The 17165-nt window shown below is 63.4% G+C and carries 14 protein-coding genes and 1 other RNA gene; 4 read left to right on the top strand and 11 right to left on the bottom strand.

The features are described 5' to 3' along the window. Positions 1-3: 3 nt before the first annotated feature. Positions 4-426: an OsmC family protein gene (locus QCE58_RS03025; RefSeq protein WP_014190403.1), complete on the top strand. Its 423-nt coding sequence runs from the start codon at positions 4-6 to the stop codon at positions 424-426. Positions 427-492: 66 nt separating this feature from the next. Here the strand turns inward: QCE58_RS03025 and rnpB are convergent. The 3 genes from rnpB to pyrC all read right to left on the bottom strand — a co-directional run bounded on the left by rnpB (position 493) and on the right by pyrC (position 2806). Then, an RNA gene (rnpB, locus tag QCE58_RS03020) (RNase P RNA component class A) lies at positions 493-905 on the bottom strand. A gap of 13 nt (positions 906-918) precedes the next feature. Further along, on the bottom strand, positions 919-1731 hold the full coding sequence (locus QCE58_RS03015; RefSeq protein ID WP_250520915.1) for a DUF3025 domain-containing protein: 813 nt from the start codon (positions 1729-1731) through the stop codon (positions 919-921). A 10-nt stretch (positions 1732-1741) separates the two neighbouring features. After that, entirely contained in the window at positions 1742-2806 is a 1065-nt protein-coding gene (gene pyrC / locus QCE58_RS03010; protein ID WP_250520914.1) for a dihydroorotase, read from the bottom strand. Positions 2807-2986: 180 nt separating this feature from the next. Between pyrC and QCE58_RS03005 the strand changes: the two genes are divergently transcribed. Next, positions 2987-3889: a class II glutamine amidotransferase gene (locus QCE58_RS03005; protein WP_075583487.1), complete on the top strand. Its 903-nt coding sequence runs from the start codon at positions 2987-2989 to the stop codon at positions 3887-3889. A gap of 50 nt (positions 3890-3939) precedes the next feature. Here QCE58_RS03005 and QCE58_RS03000 read toward each other — a convergent pair whose 3' ends face one another. The 6 genes from QCE58_RS03000 to QCE58_RS02975 all read right to left on the bottom strand — a co-directional run bounded on the left by QCE58_RS03000 (position 3940) and on the right by QCE58_RS02975 (position 9709). Continuing rightward, on the bottom strand, positions 3940-4665 hold the full coding sequence (locus tag QCE58_RS03000; RefSeq protein WP_033536539.1) for an amino acid ABC transporter ATP-binding protein: 726 nt from the start codon (positions 4663-4665) through the stop codon (positions 3940-3942). Continuing rightward, complete coding sequence (gene gltK / locus QCE58_RS02995) at positions 4662-5339, bottom strand: glutamate/aspartate ABC transporter permease GltK (protein WP_008351586.1); 678 nt, start codon at positions 5337-5339, stop codon at positions 4662-4664. The genes QCE58_RS03000 and gltK overlap by 4 nt, the downstream gene beginning before the upstream one ends. Continuing rightward, positions 5340-6080, bottom strand: coding sequence for an amino acid ABC transporter permease (locus QCE58_RS02990; RefSeq protein ID WP_008351587.1), 741 nt, complete (start codon positions 6078-6080; stop codon positions 5340-5342). It abuts the gene before it with no gap. 68 nt (positions 6081-6148) lie between these two features. Then, complete coding sequence (locus QCE58_RS02985) at positions 6149-7042, bottom strand: glutamate/aspartate ABC transporter substrate-binding protein (protein ID WP_008351588.1); 894 nt, start codon at positions 7040-7042, stop codon at positions 6149-6151. Between the two features lie 273 nt (positions 7043-7315). Then, the gene (locus tag QCE58_RS02980; protein WP_008351589.1) at positions 7316-8629 is read right to left on the bottom strand and encodes a Glu/Leu/Phe/Val dehydrogenase; all 1314 of its coding nucleotides are present in this window, start codon (positions 8627-8629) and stop codon (positions 7316-7318) included. A 108-nt stretch (positions 8630-8737) separates the two neighbouring features. After that, positions 8738-9709, bottom strand: a complete 972-nt coding sequence (locus tag QCE58_RS02975; protein ID WP_034470598.1) for a LysR family transcriptional regulator — start codon at positions 9707-9709, stop codon at positions 8738-8740. Between the two features lie 275 nt (positions 9710-9984). Here QCE58_RS02975 and QCE58_RS02970 point away from each other — a divergent pair, with 275 nt between their 5' ends. Continuing rightward, a complete protein-coding gene (locus QCE58_RS02970; RefSeq protein ID WP_250496593.1) occupies positions 9985-11373 on the top strand; it encodes an MFS transporter in 1389 nt (462 codons plus the stop codon). A 10-nt stretch (positions 11374-11383) separates the two neighbouring features. Here QCE58_RS02970 and QCE58_RS02965 read toward each other — a convergent pair whose 3' ends face one another. Beyond that, positions 11384-13267, bottom strand: coding sequence for an ABC transporter ATP-binding protein/permease (locus QCE58_RS02965; RefSeq protein WP_008351592.1), 1884 nt, complete (start codon positions 13265-13267; stop codon positions 11384-11386). Between the two features lie 238 nt (positions 13268-13505). Here QCE58_RS02965 and QCE58_RS02960 point away from each other — a divergent pair, with 238 nt between their 5' ends. Beyond that, positions 13506-13901 carry an acyl-CoA thioesterase gene (locus tag QCE58_RS02960; RefSeq protein ID WP_008351593.1) on the top strand — a complete coding sequence of 132 codons (396 nt, stop codon included), beginning with the start codon at positions 13506-13508 and terminating at the stop codon, positions 13899-13901. 10 nt (positions 13902-13911) lie between these two features. Here QCE58_RS02960 and QCE58_RS02955 read toward each other — a convergent pair whose 3' ends face one another. Further along, positions 13912-17034 (bottom strand): EAL domain-containing protein, encoded by a 3123-nt coding sequence (locus tag QCE58_RS02955; protein ID WP_250480262.1) that lies wholly within the window; start codon positions 17032-17034, stop codon positions 13912-13914. Positions 17035-17165 lie beyond the last annotated feature (131 nt).

Here is a 17165-nt window from a genome sequence, read left to right as displayed (position 1 = left end):
AGCATGGAATGCAAAGTTAGCTGGATGGGACAAGACGGCATGGCCTTCGCCGCCGAGACGGGAAGCGGCCATCTCGTAAACATGGACGGCGCACCGGAAGGCGGCGGCCGCAATCTCGCGCCGCGCCCGATGGAAATGGTGCTGCTCGGCACCGGCGGATGCACCGCCTACGACGTCGTGATGATCCTGAAAAAGAGCCGTCAGGAAATCCAGGGCTGCTCGGTCACGCTGAAGGCCGACCGCGCGAGCGAAGACCCGAAAGTCTTCACGAAGATCCACTTTCACTTCACCGTGACGGGCAAGAACCTGAACCCGGCGACCGTCGAGCGCGCGATCAACCTGTCGCACGACAAATATTGCTCGGCGTCGATCATGCTGGCGAAATCGGCGGAGCTGACGCATTCGTTCGAGATCGTCGAAGCGTAAGTTTCATCGGAAGCAAAAACGAAAAGAGCCGACGTCGCGAGACGCCGGCTCTTCTCTTTTGAATGACGACAAAGCGGGCCGATAAGCCGGATTCTGTGCACGCGCCGCCCGAAAGCGACGCGCGTGGCAATCATTCCTCTAGACGCGTCATTACTGACGCGCTCAAGCTTCCTACCCGCAGACGAACGGGGGCCCCGTCCTGCATCGCGAAGATGCGCGCCTGCCTATTTGGAATTGCTCCGGGTGGAGGTTACCGTGCCGGAACGTCTCGCGACGTCCGCGGTGCGCTCTTACCGCACCGTTTCACCCTTACCTGATCTCCGGACTTGCGCCCGGAGCCATCGGCGGTTTGCTTTCTGTTGCCCTGTTCCGCGTGTCGCCACGGATGGCCGTTAGCCATCACCCTGCCCTGTGGAGTCCGGACTTTCCTCGCCCTCTTCGGCTTTCACCTCGGAGGCCGCGATTGCCTGGCCCGCTTTGCAACTCGTCATTTTAGCATCCGCGCGATCGGCGGCCCGGTCGAAAGACGGAAACGTCGTCGTAGAAATCGGGCGATGCATTCGCGTCCCACCAGCCCGGCACGCCCATCACCGGCAGCGGCGCGAACGCGCGGCTGTCGATCGGCGCGGCGTTCAGCCGTTCGGACACGCATCCGTCGATGAACGCGCGGCGCGCGGCATCGTCGAGCGAAAAATAGTCGGCGGGAACATCGACGATCCACGCGTGCCCCGTACACGCCTTGTACGGCGCGACGAGCTTTTCCAGCAACGCGTGCCCGAAAATGCGCGCCTCGCAGCGCGTGCCCCACGCCGCGCGCTCGCCGACGAAGAGCGTGCGCCAGCCGAAACCGCGCAGCGCGCGTCCAAGCGATGCATCGGCGCAGGCGAAGAACACCGCGTTTTCATCGAAGAGCGTGAGCGCGTCGCGCACGCCGCCGCGCGTCGGTCCGATGCCGAGCGTATCGATCTGCTCGGCCTGCCGCGCGTTGAGCGCCGCCTTGATGCGCGGATACGCGAACCACATCGAGGCGTTGAAGAAATCGTGGAGATTGTGGCGCGTCGGCACGCAGCCGGTCTGCGCGATGTGACCTTCGTACGACGCACCCGAAGGCAGCGCTTCCTGCGCGATGAATGCAAGCGGCTTGCCGCGGCCCGTGACCTGCGCGGCGGCCGTGGCGTCGTCGTTCAATGCCGCGAGATAGTTGTCGAAACCCGCGAGCGCCGCCGTCTGCCAGCGCCTGCCGCGCGCTTCGATGGACGCGAGCCAAGGCCGCGCCCAGTCGATATCGGCGAAACCCGCGCTCACGTCGGCGTGCTTACTGCGCGTCCACGAAACGCCAGCCGATCGATTCGCCGCCACGCAGCGGCACGACGGTCGAATCGCCGGCGGTGAATTCGGCGGGCAACGTCCACGTACCGCGCTCGATCGTCACCGATTCCTTGCTGCGCGGCAGACCGTAGAAGTCCGCGCCGTGGAAGCTCGCGAAGCCTTCGAGCTTGTCGAGCGCGCCGGCTTTGTCGAAGGTTTCCGCATAGAGTTCGAGCGCGTGCAGCGCCGTGTAGCAACCCGCGCAACCGCACGCGTGCTCCTTCAAGCCCTTCGGATGCGGCGCGCTGTCCGTGCCGAGGAAAAAGCGCGGATTGCCCGACGTCGCCGCTTCGACGAGCGCCACGCGATGCGTCTCGCGCTTCAGCACCGGCAGGCAGTAGTAATGCGGACGCATGCCGCCGACCAGCATGATGTTGCGGTTGTACAGCAGGTGATGCGCGGTGATCGTCGCGCCGATCTCGCCGTCCGCGTCGCGCACGTAATCGGCGGCGTCCTTCGTCGTAATGTGCTCGAACACGACTTTCAGCGCGGGAAAATCGCGGCGCAGCGGCGTCATCACGCGGTCGATGAACACTTTCTCGCGATCGAACACGTCGATGTCGCTATCGGTCACTTCGCCGTGAGTCAGCAAGGGCATGCCGACGTCCTGCATCGCTTCGAGCGTTTTCGCACATTTGCCGAGCAGATCCGTCACGCCTGCGTCGGAATTGGTCGTCGCGCCCGCCGGATACAGCTTCACGCCATGCACGAAGCCGCTTTCCTTCGCGCGGCGGATTTCGTCGGGCGGCGTGTTGTCGGTGAGATAGAGCGTCATCAACGGCTCGAAGCGCGCGCCCTTCGGAAGCGCCGCCAGAATGCGCTCGCGATAGGCCGCGGCCATTTCCGTCGTCGTCACGGGCGGCTTCAGATTCGGCATGATGATTGCGCGGCCGAACTGGCGCGCCGTGTGCGGCAGGACGGCCGCGAGCGTCGCGCCGTCGCGCACGTGCAGATGCCAGTCGTCGGGACGCGCGATCGTGAGCGAATTGGGCGAGGATGAAGTAGCGGACATGGCGAGATGACGGGGAACGTTGGAATGGCGCAAGTCCACGCAAGGACCGGAAAAAATCGCCGTGGAATTTCCACAACGCGCGCATCGACGAGCGTTTGCGCGTTTTTTTCGATTCGGTCTCGGTGATATGCTTGTCGGACGTATTGTAACAACAGGCCAAAAGCCGACCGCCTCAGCATCATGTGCCAACTTCTCGGAATGAACTGCGCCGAACCGACCGACGTGACGTTCTCGTTCACCGGTTTCGCGGCGCGCGGCGGCGTCACCGATCATCATGCCGACGGCTGGGGCATCGCGTTTTTCGAGGACAAGGCCTGCCGGCTTTTCATCGATCATCAGTCGTCCGCCAGTTCGCCGCTCGCGGACATGGTGAAGCGCTATCCGATCAAGTCGAAGAACACGATCGCGCATATCCGCAAGGCGACGCAGGGGCATATCCTGCTCGAGAACTGCCATCCGTTCATGCGCGAACTGTGGGGCCGGCACTGGATCTTCGCGCACAACGGCGACCTCAAAGGCCACGCACCCGAACTCACCGGCGTATATCAGCCGGTCGGCACGACGGACAGCGAGCTTGCCTTCTGCGCGCTGCTGCAAGGCTTGCGGCGCGCGTTTCCGTGCTCGCAGCCGCCGCTCGACGAACTGTTCGACGCGCTCGCCGAACTTACCCGCGACATCACGCAATACGGCGTCTTCAACTTTCTGATGTCGAACGGGCAGGCGCTCTTCTCGCACTGCTCGACGCATTTGTACTACCTGGTGCGTAGCTGGCCGTTCTCGACCGCGCATCTGATCGATGCCGACATGTCGATCGATTTCGCCAAGTACACGACGCCGGAAGACCGCGTCGCCGTGATCGCGACGTCGCCGCTCACCGACAACGAAATCTGGACGCGCTTCGCCCCCGGCGATCTCGCGATGTTCCAGTGCGGCGATCTCGCCCGCGCGACGAATATTCCGGTGCCGGAGGAAGTGGCGAGGAAAGCGGCCGAGCCGCTCGCGAAGGCGTGCATCGGATCCGCGCTGAAGATCGACGAGATACGGACGACAGCGGCGATGGAATCGGAACTCGGGATCGAATAAAAAACGGCGCTTCTTTTCGGAAGCGCCGTTTTGCTTTGCCGAGCCGAGACTCAGTGCAGGATCTTCGCGAGGAAATCCTTCGCACGATCCGACTTCGGATTCGCGAAGAACGCTTCCTTCTGATCGTCCTCGACGATGAGCCCGCGATCCATGAAGATCACGCGATTCGCCACCTTCTTCGCAAAGCCCATTTCGTGCGTCACGCACATCATGGTCATGCCTTCCTGCGCGAGTTCGACCATCACGTCGAGCACTTCGTTGATCATCTCCGGATCGAGCGCGGACGTCGGCTCGTCGAAGAGCATCGCGATCGGGTCCATCGACAGCGCGCGCGCAATCGCCACGCGCTGCTGCTGACCGCCGGACAACTGGCCCGGAAACTTGTCCGCATGCGCGCGCAGGCCGACGCGATCCAGCAGCTTCATGCCCTTCTGCGTGGCTTCGTCGCTCGAACGGCCGAGCACCTTGATCTGCGCGAGCGTCAGGTTCTGCGTGATCGTCAGATGCGGAAACAGCTCGAAGTGCTGGAACACCATGCCGACCTTCGAACGCAGCTTCGACAGATTCGTCTTCTTGTCCGTCAGCGACTGGCCGTTGATCGTGATTTCGCCCTTCTGGAACGGCTCCAGGCCGTTCACGGTCTTGATGAGCGTCGACTTGCCCGAACCCGACGGGCCGCACACCACGACGACCTCGCCCTTCTTCACTTCGGTCGTGCAGTCGGTGAGCACCTGGAACTGCCCGTACCACTTGGAAACATTCTTGATAGAGATCATCTTGCGACCTTTTTCTGAAGACTTTTGACGAGCGCCGACGCCACCACGCAAATCACGAAATAGCACGCGCCCGCGAACAGAACCATTTCGACGGACGTGCCGTCTCGATCCCCGATGTTCGTCGCCGTGCGGAAGAAGTCCGCGAGACTGATGACGTAGACGAGCGACGTATCCTGAAACAGGACGATCGCCTGCGTGAGCAAGAGCGGCACCATCGCGCGGAAGGCCTGCGGCAGCACGACGAGCTTCATCGCCTGGCCGTAGGTCATGCCGAGCGCGAACGCCGCGTTCACCTGACCGCGCGGCACCGCTTGAATGCCGGCGCGGATGATTTCCGAATAGTACGCGGCTTCGAAGAGCGAGAACGCGACCATCGCCGAGGCAAGACGGATGTCGATGTCGGCCGACAGTCCGAGCACGTTTTGCAACAGCTGCGGCACGATAAGGAAGAACCACAGCAGCACCATCACGAGCGGAATCGAGCGGAACAGCGTGACGTACGCGCTCGCGAACCATTGCAGCGGCTTCACGCCCGAAAGGCGGAACAGCGCGAGAATCGTGCCCCAGATGATGCCGACCACGATGGCGAGCACGGTGATCTGCAGCGTGATCTTCGCGCCCGTCATCAGCGTGGGCCACGACGCGAGCACACCGCTCCAGTTGAACTGATGCATTTATTTGCCTCCGATGTAGCCAGGCAACCGCGTCTTCGCCTCGACCCAGCGCATCAGTTGCATCACGACGAGGTTGATGAGCATGTAGGCGATCGTCACCGCGATGAACGATTCATACGTCTGCGCCGTGTAATCGACGAGCTGGCGCGCCTGAGCGGACAGATCCAGCAGACCGATGGTCGACGCGACCGCCGAGTTCTTGAACACGTTGAGGAACTCGGACGTAAGCGGCGGCACGATGATGCGGTACGCGACCGGCATCAGCACGTAGCGATACGTCTGCCATTGCGTGAAGCCCATCGCGAGACCCGCGTTGCGCTGTCCGCGCGGCAGCGCGTTGATGCCCGAGCGCACCTGCTCGCACACGCGTGCGCCAGTGAAAAGCCCGAGACAGATGATCGACGACGAAAAGAACTGCGCGGTGGGCGGCAGTTGCTTGAACCAGTTGCCGATGGAAGGCGGCAGCAATTCCGGTATCACGAGATACCAGACGAAGAACTGCACGATCAGCGGAATGTTGCGGAAGATCGCGACGTAGACGGTGCCGATGCCCGCCAGCGTGCGATTCGGGACCGTGCGCAAGATGCCGAACAACGAGCCGACCACGAGCGCGATCACCCAGGCCGCGAGCGACACGGTGATCGTCACCCAGAAGCCGGAAATCAGCCAGCCGAGATAGGTGGTGGGCTCGCCGGTCGAAACCGGACTCAGCAGGATGCCCCAGTTCCAGTGATAAGACATGGACTCACTCCAAAAAGAAACGGAAGAAGCAAGCTCCTTCCGTTTCGTCTGTTCGATTACCGAACCGGTTAGTCGATTGCCTTGTCATTCGGGCTCTTGTAGAGAGCCTTCATGTCTTCACTTTCGGGGAAGTTGAGGTTGAGACCCTTCGGCGGAATCGGGCTTTCGAACCACTTCTTGTAGATCTTGTCCGCTTCGCCCGAGGTTTCGACCTTGGCGATCGCGTCGTCGACGACCTTCTTGAACTCCGGATCGTTCTTGCGGATCATGCAGCCGTACGCTTCATGCGATTGCGGCGCACCGACGATCACGAAATCGTTCGGGTTGTTCGACTTCGCGCGCTCGCCCGCGAGCAGCGCATCGTCCATCATGAACGCGACGGCGCGGCCGGTCGACAGCGTCAGGAACGACTCGCCGTGATCCTTCGCGCTGATGATGTTCATGCCCATGTTCTTGTCCTGATTCATCTTGCGAAGCAGGCGCTCGGACGTGGTGCCGGCGGTCGTCACGACGGTCTTGCCCTTCAGGTCGGCCCAGTCCTTCACGCCCGAATCCTTCTTGGTCATGAGGCGCGTGCCGATCACGAAGATCGTGTTCGAGAAGGAAACTTGCTGCTGACGCTCGGCGTTGTTCGTCGTCGAGCCGCACTCGATATCGACGGTGCCGTTCTGCACGAGCGGAATGCGGTTCTGCGAAGTGATCGGCGTGAGCTTCACCTTCAGGTCGGACATGCCGAGCTTCTGCTTGACCGCGTCCACGACCTTCAGCGCGAACTCATGCGAGTAGCCGACGACTTGCTGCTTGTCGTCATAGTAGGAAAACGGAATGGACGATTCGCGATGCCCCAGCGAGATCACGCCCGTGTCCTTGATTTTCTTCAGCGTGCCGGCGTCTTGAGCGTATGCGCCGGTGGCGAGAAACCCGAGCGCGGCGACGAGCAGCGCAGCCTTTTTAACCTTCATGTGTTCGATCTCCTGTGGCGAAAAACCGGGGCAAGTTTAGCAGGGTAATTATTCTGAAAGAATGATTGTTAACCCACGACCGTCTTATTTCTGAGACGCTGTCGCCGTAAGGGTGCAACCCGGTGCGACCGCGCATATTACTGGCGTTTTTGTGACCATGCTTGACCGAATGCAGCGAGTCGGCCGACTTGTCGCTTTCATGCAAATGCGGGCGGCATTCCGAATGAAATGCCGCCCGCAATCAATTAAAGGGCACGACCGCCTGACACCGAATCAGGGATACAGCCCGCGCATCTCGCGCGCCTGCAGAATGCGCGTACACGCGACGATGAACGCCGCCGTGCGCACCGATACCTTGTGCTCGCTCGCGACCTGCCACACGCCCGCGAACGCTTCGCGCATCACGCGCTCGAGACGCTGATTGATCTCGTCCTCGGTCCAGAAGAAGCTCGAGAAGTCCTGCACCCATTCGAAGTACGACACGGTCACGCCGCCCGCATTCGCGATCACGTCCGGGATCACGAGGATACCCTTGTCGTTGAGGATGTCGTCGGCCGCGGTCGTGGTCGGGCCGTTCGCGCCTTCGACGACGATCTTCGTGCGGATCTTCGACGCGTTCTTCTCGGTGATCTGGTTTTCCAGCGCGGCCGGAATGAGGATGTCGCTTTCGATCATCCAGAATTCTTCCGCCTGTACCGGATCCGCGCCCGCGAAGCCGCCCACGCCGCCGTTCTTCGCGACGTGATCGAGCAGCGCGACGGTATCGATGCCCTTCGAGTTATGAATCGTTCCCGTGTGATCCTGCACGGCGATGACCTTCGCGCCCGCTTCCTGGAACAGCTTGGCCGCGATGCCGCCGACGTTGCCGAAGCCCTGCACCGCGATGCGCGCGCCTTCGATCTCCATGCCGATGCGCCGCGCCGCTTCCGTGCCGACGACGAACACGCCGCGCCCCGTCGCTTCCTTGCGGCCGAGCGAGCCGCCGAGCGAAATCGGCTTGCCGGTCACGACGCCGGTTGCCGTCTGGCCCTGGTTCATGGAGTAGGTGTCCATCATCCACGCCATGATCTGCTCGTTCGTGTTCACGTCCGGCGCGGGAATGTCCGTGTTCGGCCCGATGATGATGCCGATCTCGCTCGTATAGCGACGCGTCACGCGTTCCAGTTCGCCACGCGACAGCGTGCGCGGATCGACACGAATGCCGCCCTTCGCGCCGCCGTACGGCACGTTTACCGCCGCGTTCTTCACCGACATCCACGCGGACAGCGCCATCACTTCGGAGAGCGTCACGTCCTGGTGGTAACGCACGCCACCCTTGCCGGGACCGCGCGACGTGTTGTGCTGCACGCGATAACCCTCGAAATGCGCGACGGTGCCGTTATCCAGCTCGATCGGGCAATCGACGACGAGAATGCGCTTCGGGCGCTTGAGGGTTTCGAGCCAGCGGGAGAGAGAACCGAGATACGGGGCAACGCGATCGACCTGTTGCAGATAGTTTCCCCAGGGACCGAGATCATCGGCATGGAGATACGACGGGATAGCGTGTTTTGCGTCCGGCGCTTGCACAGGTTGCTTCGAGGCAGACATTGATGCTCCAGCGGTGAAGGAATTCGCTCATTGTCGAAAAACGTCGTTTCCAAATCCAATGCCGTTTCCTTATCCCGTCATGCAAAACTTGCATAACGTCGCCGAGCCTTATGCCGCGGGCTTCTCCGGCTGCGCCTTCAGCAATTCCTCACCGACCGCGTCCCATAGCGCGCGCATCAATGCCTGTCGCGGCTCTTCGCCCTGCGCTGCGAGCTTGTCGCGATAAAGGCGGATTTCCATCGTCAGCGTGAACTGGCCGGCGGGCGTGCCGCGCGTGCCGCGATCGAGGCGCACGAGCCGCCCTTCTTCCACTGCATCCTCGACAGCGCTGTGCGGCAGGAACGCGACGCCATGACCGGCGAGCGCCATCGCTTTCAGACCTTCGGCCATGTCGGTTTCATAGACCTTGTCGAGATAGAGGCGCGTCGGCGCGGTCGCGATGATGACTTCCGTCATGCGCCCGAGGTACGCATTAGGCGTGTACGACAGATACGGCACCGGCGATTCGCCCGTCGCGGGCAGCGTGAAGCGCGCGCGTCCGCCTTTGGTCACGGCGGAAAACGGGCTGATCGGTTCGGCGCCGAGCGTGAGCATGTCGTAGCGCGCGGGATCGAGCGCAACCGGATGACTCGGATGGTGATAGCCCATCACGAGATCGACACCGCCTTCGACGAGCGACAGCACCGCATCGTGCACATTGAGCGCGCGCAGCCGCGTGCGGATGCGTCCGAGCCGCGCCTCGATGTGTTCGAGCCAGCGCGGAAAATACGTGAGCGAAAGCGTGTGCGGCACGGCGAATTCGATGGTCGCCGACGGCACGCCGCCTTGTCCGCGCAATAGCGTGCGCGCTTCGTGGAACTGCGAGAGCATCGCGAGCGCCTGCTCGTAGAACACGTTGCCGGCTTGCGTGAGGCGCGTCGGATACACCGACCGGTCGATGAGTTCCGTGCCGAGCCACGCTTCGAGCGCCTGAATGCGTCGCGAGAACGCGGGCTGCGTGATGTGCCGAAGCTCGGCGGATCGACTGAAGCTGCGCGTCTCCGCGAGCGACACGAAGTCTTCCAGCCATTTCAGTTCCATGCGTTTCTCGGGCGCGCGCGGCGCTTCCTTGGCAAAGAACGCATTCTAGCGGGCGCATGAGCCGTGCGAAGGCGCGGCGCACCATTCGCATGCGGTCACGCACGGACGCGGTGCTGTCGGTTTGCGGGACGCGGAACCTCACGCGTGCTCTGATCCCTCGCCGACCCTTGCGCTACCCGGCGCATCGGTAAATATGCATTCCATTGGCATGATGCTTGCAATTTTCGGGGCCGTCGCGTGCTCATTCGGCAGCACGCGCATATACGGAACCCGCAATGTCCAATCTGATCGCATCGCTCAAGAGCGGCAACTGGCGCTCGCTCCTCGCCTGCTTCCTCTACTTCGATACGGGCTTTACCGTCTGGGTACTGTATGGGCCGCTCGCGCCGTTCATCGGACGCGACGTGACGATGTCCGCCGCGCAGCAAGGCTTTCTCGTCGCGGTGCCGGTGCTGGCCGCCGCCATTCTGCGCGTGACGCTCGGCAACCTCTATCAATCGACCGATGGACGGCGCGTCGCGCTGATGGGCGTCCTGCTCTCGTCGATTCCGTCGATCGTGCTGCCGCTCATGCCCGGCGTGCCGTCGTATGCGGTGTTGCTTGTGCTCGGCGTGTTCCTCGGCATGGGCGGCGCGAGCTTCGCCGTCGCGTTGCCGATGGCTGGCAGCAACTATCCGCCGAAGGTGCAGGGCCTCGTGCTCGGACTCGCCGCGGCAGGCAACATCGGCGCGGTGCTCGACGGCTTCCTGTTCCCGCATCTCGCCGATTCCTTCGGCTGGCAGATGTCGACCGCCGCCGCGCTGCCGCTGCTCGCGATTACGGGCGTCGCGCTCTTCGCATGGGCGTCCGATGCCGGCGTGAAAACCGGCAGCACGATGCGCGCGCTGTCGAGCTTCGCGGTGACGCTCGTGAGCCTGATCGTGCTGGTGCTCGCGGTCAACGCGGGCGTGTTCGGCGGCGGCAAGGCGGGCGTGCTGCTCTTGCCGGTGATCGGCGCGCTCATTGCGATCGCGGTGCTGCCGCGGCATTATCGGTCGGTGCTCGGCGAGCGCGATACGTGGGTCATCATGCTCATTTACAGCATCACGTTCGGCGGTTTCGTCGGCATGTCGTCGTATGTGACTCTGCTGCTTACCTCGCTTTATCAGATGCCGAAGCTCGAAGCCGGCCTCTTCATGTCGCTGCTCGCGTTTCTCGGCGCGATCGTGCGTCCGTTCGGCGGTTATGTCGCCGATCGCGTGACCGGCGTGCGTGCGCTGCTCGTGCTGCTCGCGGCCATCGCCATCGGCGACTTCGCGTTCGCGATCTGGATGCCGCCGGTCGCGGGCGGTCTCGCGATTCTCATCTGCCTGTATATCGCGTTCGGCCTGGGCAACGGCTCGACGTTCCAGCTCGTGCCGCATCGCTGGAAGGGCAAGACGGGATTGCTGTCGGGAATCGTCGGCGCAGCGGGCGGTATCGGCGGGTTCTATCTGCCGGTCATCATGGGCATCGCGAAGGAAAGCACGGGCAGCTATCAAATGGGCTTCGCCACGTTCGGCGTGCTCGCAACGTGCGCGTTCGGCGCGCTCTTCGTACTGCGCGGTCAGTGGCTGCGCTGGTCGTCGACGGCTTCGCAATCGCACGATGGCGTCGCCATCGGCGGCGCGCACGCGATGGAGTGAGGACAGCGCGTCATTCGCCCAGTGTCGCCAGCGCCGCCTCTCCTTCGCCGGAGCTGGCGGCGCGCTGTTGCTGAAGCGCCCACATCTGGGCGAACAGCCCGCCCGCACGCAGCAACTCCGCATGCGTGCCGCGCTCGACGATGCGCCCGTGATCCATCACGATGATCTGCTGCGCATGCACGACCGTCGATAGCCGATGCGCGATGATGAGGGTCGTCCGCTCGCGCGCGATCGAGTCGAGTTCGTGCTGAATCGCGCGCTCGGACTTCGAATCGAGCGCGGACGTGGCTTCGTCGAAGATCAAAATCGGCGGATTCTTGAGCAGCGTGCGCGCGATCGCGACGCGCTGCTTCTCGCCACCCGACAGCTTCAATCCACGCTCGCCGACGGCCGTGTCATAGCCCGCCGGCAACGCCTCGATGAAATCGTGGATATGCGCCGCGCGCGCCGCCGCGATCACTTCGTCGCGGCTCGCCGAAGGACGCCCGTACGCGATGTTGTAATAGATCGAATCGTTGAAGAGCACGGTGTCCTGCGGCACGATGCCGATCGCCGCGCGCAAGGAATCCTGTGTGACGTCGCGAATGTCCTGCCCGTCGATGCGAATGCTGCCGCCCTGCGCGCGATCGAGATCGTAGAAGCGAAAGAGCAGCCGGCCGAGCGTCGATTTGCCCGAGCCGCTGTGTCCGACGACCGCCGTCGTCGTGCCCGCGGGAATCGTGAAATCGACGCCATGCAGGATCGGCCGCGCCTTCTCATACGCGAAGCTCACGTTCTCGAAGCGCACTTCGCCGCCGCGCACGGCAAGCGCGGGCGCGTTCGGCGCATCGGGCACTTCGCGGCCCGCGCCGAGCAGCGTGAACATGCGATCCATGTCGGTCAGCGCCTGCTTCAGTTCGCGATACACGACGCCGAGAAAATTCAGCGGAATGTACAACTGCAACATGAAGGTGTTGATGAGCACGAGATCGCCGAGCGTCAGACGCCCCGCCATCACGCCCTGCGTCGCGCGCCAGAGGATGAAAACGAGCCCCACGCCGATGATCGTCTGCTGCCCGAAGTTCAGCATCGACAGCGAGCGCTGCGACTTGATCGCGGCCGCGCGATAGCGCTGAAGATTTTCATCGTAACGGCGCGTTTCCCACTCTTCGTTGCCGAAGTATTTCACGGTCTCGTAGTTGAGCAGCGAATCGATCGCGCGCGAATTCGCTTTCGAATCGAGATCGTTCATCGTGCGGCGAAAGTGCGTGCGCCACTCCGTCACCTTCACCGTGAACACGATATACGTGACGAGCGCGATGAACGTGACGATCGCGTAATACGCCTCGTACTTCGTCACGAAGAACGCGAGCACGAGCCCGACCTCGACGAGCGTCGGCAGAATGCTGTAGAGCGAATACGAAACGAGCTGCTGGATGCCGCGCGTGCCGCGTTCGATATCGCGCGACATGCCGCCCGTCTGTCGCTCCAGATGAAAGCGCAGCGACAGCGAATGCAGATGCCGGAACACTTGCAGCGCGAGTTGCCGCACGGCGCTTTCCGTGACCTTGGCGAAGAGCAGTTCGCGCAACTCGGTGAAGAGCGACGTAGAAAGCCGCGCGGCCGCATACGCGACGACGAGCAGCCCGATTCCGCCGATCAGCACGATGCCCGGCGAATCGTTCGCGCGTCCGAGCGCGGTGAGATGCTGCACGGAAGCGAGGCCGTCGACGATGCGCTTCATCACGATCGGCACGCCGAGGTTCGCGACCTTCGCGCCGATGAGGCACGTCAGCGCGAACGCGACGCGCCATTTGTACGTCGTGAGATAAGGCAGCAGCGAGCGGATCGTCTGCCAGTCGTTGCGCGGGCCTTGCTGCGCGGGCCCGGGCTCTGCGTTCGGGAAGCGGCGCATGAGTTCGTATCGTTCGAGCGCGTCGCGCGAATGGAGTCGGGCGCGGCGTGGGGAAGGTTTTTATCGTCGAAACGGGCGCAACTTCGTCTGGATGCTTTCCCGTACAATTTGCTGCAAGCCCCTGGCGCGACGTCGCGCGCAATCGGGCTCATTCATAAATAGGCATTGTCGCAGAAGGTTCAAGAGGCCGCTCACGCGCGCCAGCCTTCGCGCCGCCTTGCAAACCGGAACGCCTCCCATGACCGACCATCCCAATCTTCCTGAGAAACACGTCGCGCTGCGCGTCGTGCCGCAGCCCGCCGACGCCAATGTCCACGGCGACGTGTTCGGCGGATGGATCATGGCGCAGGTCGATATCGCCGGCTCCATTCCGGCGAGCCGCCGCGCGAACGGCCGCGTCGCGACCGTCGCCGTGAATTCGTTCCTGTTCAAGCACCCGGTTTTCGTCGGCGATCTGCTGAGCTTTTACGCCGACATCGTCAAGACGGGCAACACGTCCATCACGGTGTCGGTCGAAGTCTGGGCGCAGCGCATGAGCCTCGCCGAAGAAGTCGTCAAGGTGACGGAGGCGACGCTCACCTACGTCGCGACTGACCGCGATCGCCGCCCGCGCGTGCTGCCGTCGCTGGACTGATAAAAATCGATCAGTGGGGCAGCACGCCCTGCTGCAAAAGGCCCGGAATCGCCTCGTGCGGCATCGGGCGCGAGAAAAGGTAGCCCTGCATTTCGTCGCAATCGCGCTCGCGCAGGAAATCGTGCTGCGCGTGCGTTTCGACGCCCTCCGCGATCACCTGCATCTCGAGCGAATGCGCGAGCGCGATGATCGCCGACGTGATGGTTTCATCGTCGCCCGACGAGCCGATATCCGCGACGAACGAGCGATCGATCTTCAGCCGATGCACCGGAAAGCGCTTGAGATACGACAGGCTCGAATAGCCGGTGCCGAAGTCGTCGATTGCAATACCGATGCCGAGCGCCGATAGCTCCGAGAGCATCGTGATCGCTTCCTCGGCGTTGCGCATGATCGCGCTTTCGGTGAGTTCGAGTTCGAGATAGCGCGGCGCAAGGCCCGTCTCTTCGAGCACCGAAGTCACGAGCCGGGCGATGTCGCGCTGCTGGAAATGCCGCGCCGACAAGTTCACCGACACGCGCGCCGGCGGCAGCCCCGCATCCTGCCACGCCTTGTTCTGCCGGCACGCTTCGCGCAGCACCCATTCGGAAAGCGGTCCGATCAGCCCGCTCTCCTCCGCCACCGGAATGAACGACGCCGGCGACACGAGCCCTTGCTCGGGGTCGTGCCAGCGCACGAGCGCTTCGATGCCGACGATCTGACGCGTCGACATGTCGACCTGCGGCTGATAGTGCAGCAGGAATTCGCCGTCGCGCAGCGCGCGCCGCAAGCGCCGTTCGAGATTCATGCGCGCGCCGACGCTCGCGTTCATCTCCGGCTGATAAAACTGATAGTTGTTGCGGCCCATGTCCTTCGCGCGATACATCGCGAGGTCGGCCTTCTTCATCACGGTTTCGGCGTCGTCGCCGTCTTGCGGATAAAGACTCGCGCCCATGCTGCAGCCGACATACAGCTCGGTGTCGTCGATCCACACCGGTTCGGAGATCGCCGCGCGCGTGCGCTCCATCCACACGATGAGACCGGCTTCGTCGGTGATGTCCGGCAGCACGACAACGAACTCGTCGCCGCCGTGACGCGCGACCGTATCGCTCGTACGCGCCGAGCGCGCGAGCCGCTCCGCGATCACCGCAAGCAGACGGTCGCCGACGCTGTGGCCGAGACTGTCGTTGACGTTCTTGAAGCCGTCGAGATCCATGAACACGACTGCGATCTTCGCATCGCGCCGCCGCGCCGTTTCTATCGCGTGCTGCAGGCGATCTTTCAGCAGATTGCGATTCGGCAGGCGCGTGAGCGTGTCGTAATTCGCCTGATATTCGAGCTCTTCCTGATAGCGCATCAGATCGGTCACGTCGTTGATGATGCCGATGTGATGCGTGGTCATGCCCTGCGCGTTCGGCACCGGCGCGACGAAGAGCTGGTTCCAGAAGAGCGCGCCGTCCTTGCGATAGTTGCGCACGACGACGCTCGCTTCCATGTTCGCATCGAGGGCGCGGCGGATCGACGTGAGCCCTTCCTGATCTCCGTCCGGGCCGTGCAAAAAGCGGCAATCCTGGCCGATGACCTCGCTCGGGTCATAACCCGTGATGCGCTTGAACGCCGGATTCGCATACTCGATCACGTTCGCGCCATCGACGACGCCGGTGATCAGAATCGCGTTCACGCTCGCGTCCAGCGCGCGGCTTTGCAGACGCAGCGCGAGTTCGGCGCGCTTGTGATCGGTGACGTCGTGATACGAACCGAGCACGCCGATGGTCTGCCCTTCGCCGTCGAGCAACGGCAGCTTGCTCGAAACGACGGTGCGCAACTGGTCGCCCATCACGATGTCGCGCTCGTGATGCATCTTCGGCACGGTCGTGACGATGACCTCTTCGTCGTCCGCGCGCACGAGATCTGCGAGCGCGCTCCACGGCAAGTCGAAATCCGTCTTGCCGATGACCTGCTCGTTGTACGCGAGACCCGCATCGCGCGCGAACGCATTGTTGCAGCCGAGATAGCGCAGTTCGCGGTCCTTCCAGAACACGCGCTGCGGGATGTTGTCGATGACCGCTTCGAGCATCTCGTTCGAGCGGCGCGCTTCGGCTTCCGCGTTGATGCGGTCGGTCACGTCGTTCGCCAGCATGAAGATGCCCGGCCGGCTCGAGTAGATGAGCGAGTGATGCGACACGTCCGCGCCCACGATCGATCCGTCCTTGCAGCGATAGCGCCAGACGCCCGCCGAACCTCGTCCCGACTGAGCGCGCTCGCCCCGCTCGCCGCCTTCGCCGCCGCTGCGCGCAAGACGCGCGGCGAAGCTGTCGAAGTCGTCCGCATGATGCAGATCGCGCAGCGTCATGTTCATGAACTCCGGCTCGTTGAAGCCGAAGTGTTCGATCGCGGCCTGATTCACGGCAACGAAGCGCATCGTCTCGCTATCGACGATCCACATCGGCACCGGATGCGCCTCGAACATGCCGCGAAAGCGCTCGTTGCTGCGCTGTCGCGCGCGCGCCGCGCCGAGCTTCTCGCGCGATTGCCGCTCGCGGCTCGCGAAGAGCCAGATCAGCACGGCGCTGCCCGCGAGCATCGTGCAGACGAGCAGCAGCATGGCGCCGCTCGACGCCCGCGCGGACTGATCGAGCGCGCCGATCGTCGCGTTGTCGAGGCGCGAGCGCACCGCCGCGAGCTCGTCGTCGACGCCTTGCTGATCCTCGCCGAGCGTAACGAACGCCGCATCGGCCCATGCGCGGGACGCGTCGGGGCTCGCGTTCTTCGCGCGCTCGAAGGCGACGTCGGCGTCGTGCCGCATGACGGCGGCGCGGGCGGCGAGCGCATCGAATGCGCCCATCATGCCGGGCTCCATTTCGAACTGCGCGCGCAGGCCGCTTTCGAGCGCGTCGAGATGCGCCACGCGTTCCTGATGGCCCGCTGCGGTTTCCGCGATGCCGGTCGCTTCGAAGCGGCTCAGTTGCGTCAGCGATTCGCCGAGCGTGCTGCGATAGTTCGCGAGGTCGCGCAGCAGGCTCATCGAGCGCAAGGTGCGCGCGTCGCTTTCACGCAGACCGCCGATCCGCTCGCAGGCGACGAACGCGTTGGCGCCGAGCGCGGCCAGCACGACGGCAATGTTGACGAGCAAACCTCTGGAGAGGAATCGAGTCATGAAGAGCGGGCTAATCCCTTTGATGCGCGCACATCGAACGCAATGCGCGGCGTGGCGAACGGCTCCACGCCCGATTAATGGATAACGTCCATTAACGGCGCCTCTCGCCCGACATTTAGGGCTCACCCGCA

Source organism: Caballeronia sp. LZ028, assembly GCF_031451415.1.
Taxonomy (GTDB): domain Bacteria; phylum Pseudomonadota; class Gammaproteobacteria; order Burkholderiales; family Burkholderiaceae; genus Caballeronia; species Caballeronia zhejiangensis.
Note: the sequence above shows the minus strand (reverse complement) of the source record. Positions and strands in the feature narration are given on the sequence as shown.

Excerpts from the sequence above, each read along its gene's own strand:
- QCE58_RS03025 (WP_014190403.1), top strand. The coding sequence starts at position 4 with ATGGAATGCAAAGTTAGCTGGATGGGACAAGACGGCATGGCCTTCGCC.
- pyrC (WP_250520914.1), bottom strand. The coding sequence starts at position 2,806 with ATGTCCGCTACTTCATCCTCGCCCAATTCGCTCACGATCGCGCGTCCC.
- QCE58_RS03005 (WP_075583487.1), top strand. The coding sequence starts at position 2,987 with ATGTGCCAACTTCTCGGAATGAACTGCGCCGAACCGACCGACGTGACG.
- QCE58_RS03000 (WP_033536539.1), bottom strand. The coding sequence starts at position 4,665 with ATGATCTCTATCAAGAATGTTTCCAAGTGGTACGGGCAGTTCCAGGTG.
- gltK (WP_008351586.1), bottom strand. The coding sequence starts at position 5,339 with ATGCATCAGTTCAACTGGAGCGGTGTGCTCGCGTCGTGGCCCACGCTG.
- QCE58_RS02990 (WP_008351587.1), bottom strand. The coding sequence starts at position 6,080 with ATGTCTTATCACTGGAACTGGGGCATCCTGCTGAGTCCGGTTTCGACC.
- QCE58_RS02985 (WP_008351588.1), bottom strand. The coding sequence starts at position 7,042 with ATGAAGGTTAAAAAGGCTGCGCTGCTCGTCGCCGCGCTCGGGTTTCTC.
- QCE58_RS02980 (WP_008351589.1), bottom strand. The coding sequence starts at position 8,629 with ATGTCTGCCTCGAAGCAACCTGTGCAAGCGCCGGACGCAAAACACGCT.
- QCE58_RS02975 (WP_034470598.1), bottom strand. The coding sequence starts at position 9,709 with ATGGAACTGAAATGGCTGGAAGACTTCGTGTCGCTCGCGGAGACGCGC.
- QCE58_RS02970 (WP_250496593.1), top strand. The coding sequence starts at position 9,985 with ATGTCCAATCTGATCGCATCGCTCAAGAGCGGCAACTGGCGCTCGCTC.
- QCE58_RS02965 (WP_008351592.1), bottom strand. The coding sequence starts at position 13,267 with ATGCGCCGCTTCCCGAACGCAGAGCCCGGGCCCGCGCAGCAAGGCCCG.
- QCE58_RS02960 (WP_008351593.1), top strand. The coding sequence starts at position 13,506 with ATGACCGACCATCCCAATCTTCCTGAGAAACACGTCGCGCTGCGCGTC.
- QCE58_RS02955 (WP_250480262.1), bottom strand. The coding sequence starts at position 17,034 with ATGACTCGATTCCTCTCCAGAGGTTTGCTCGTCAACATTGCCGTCGTG.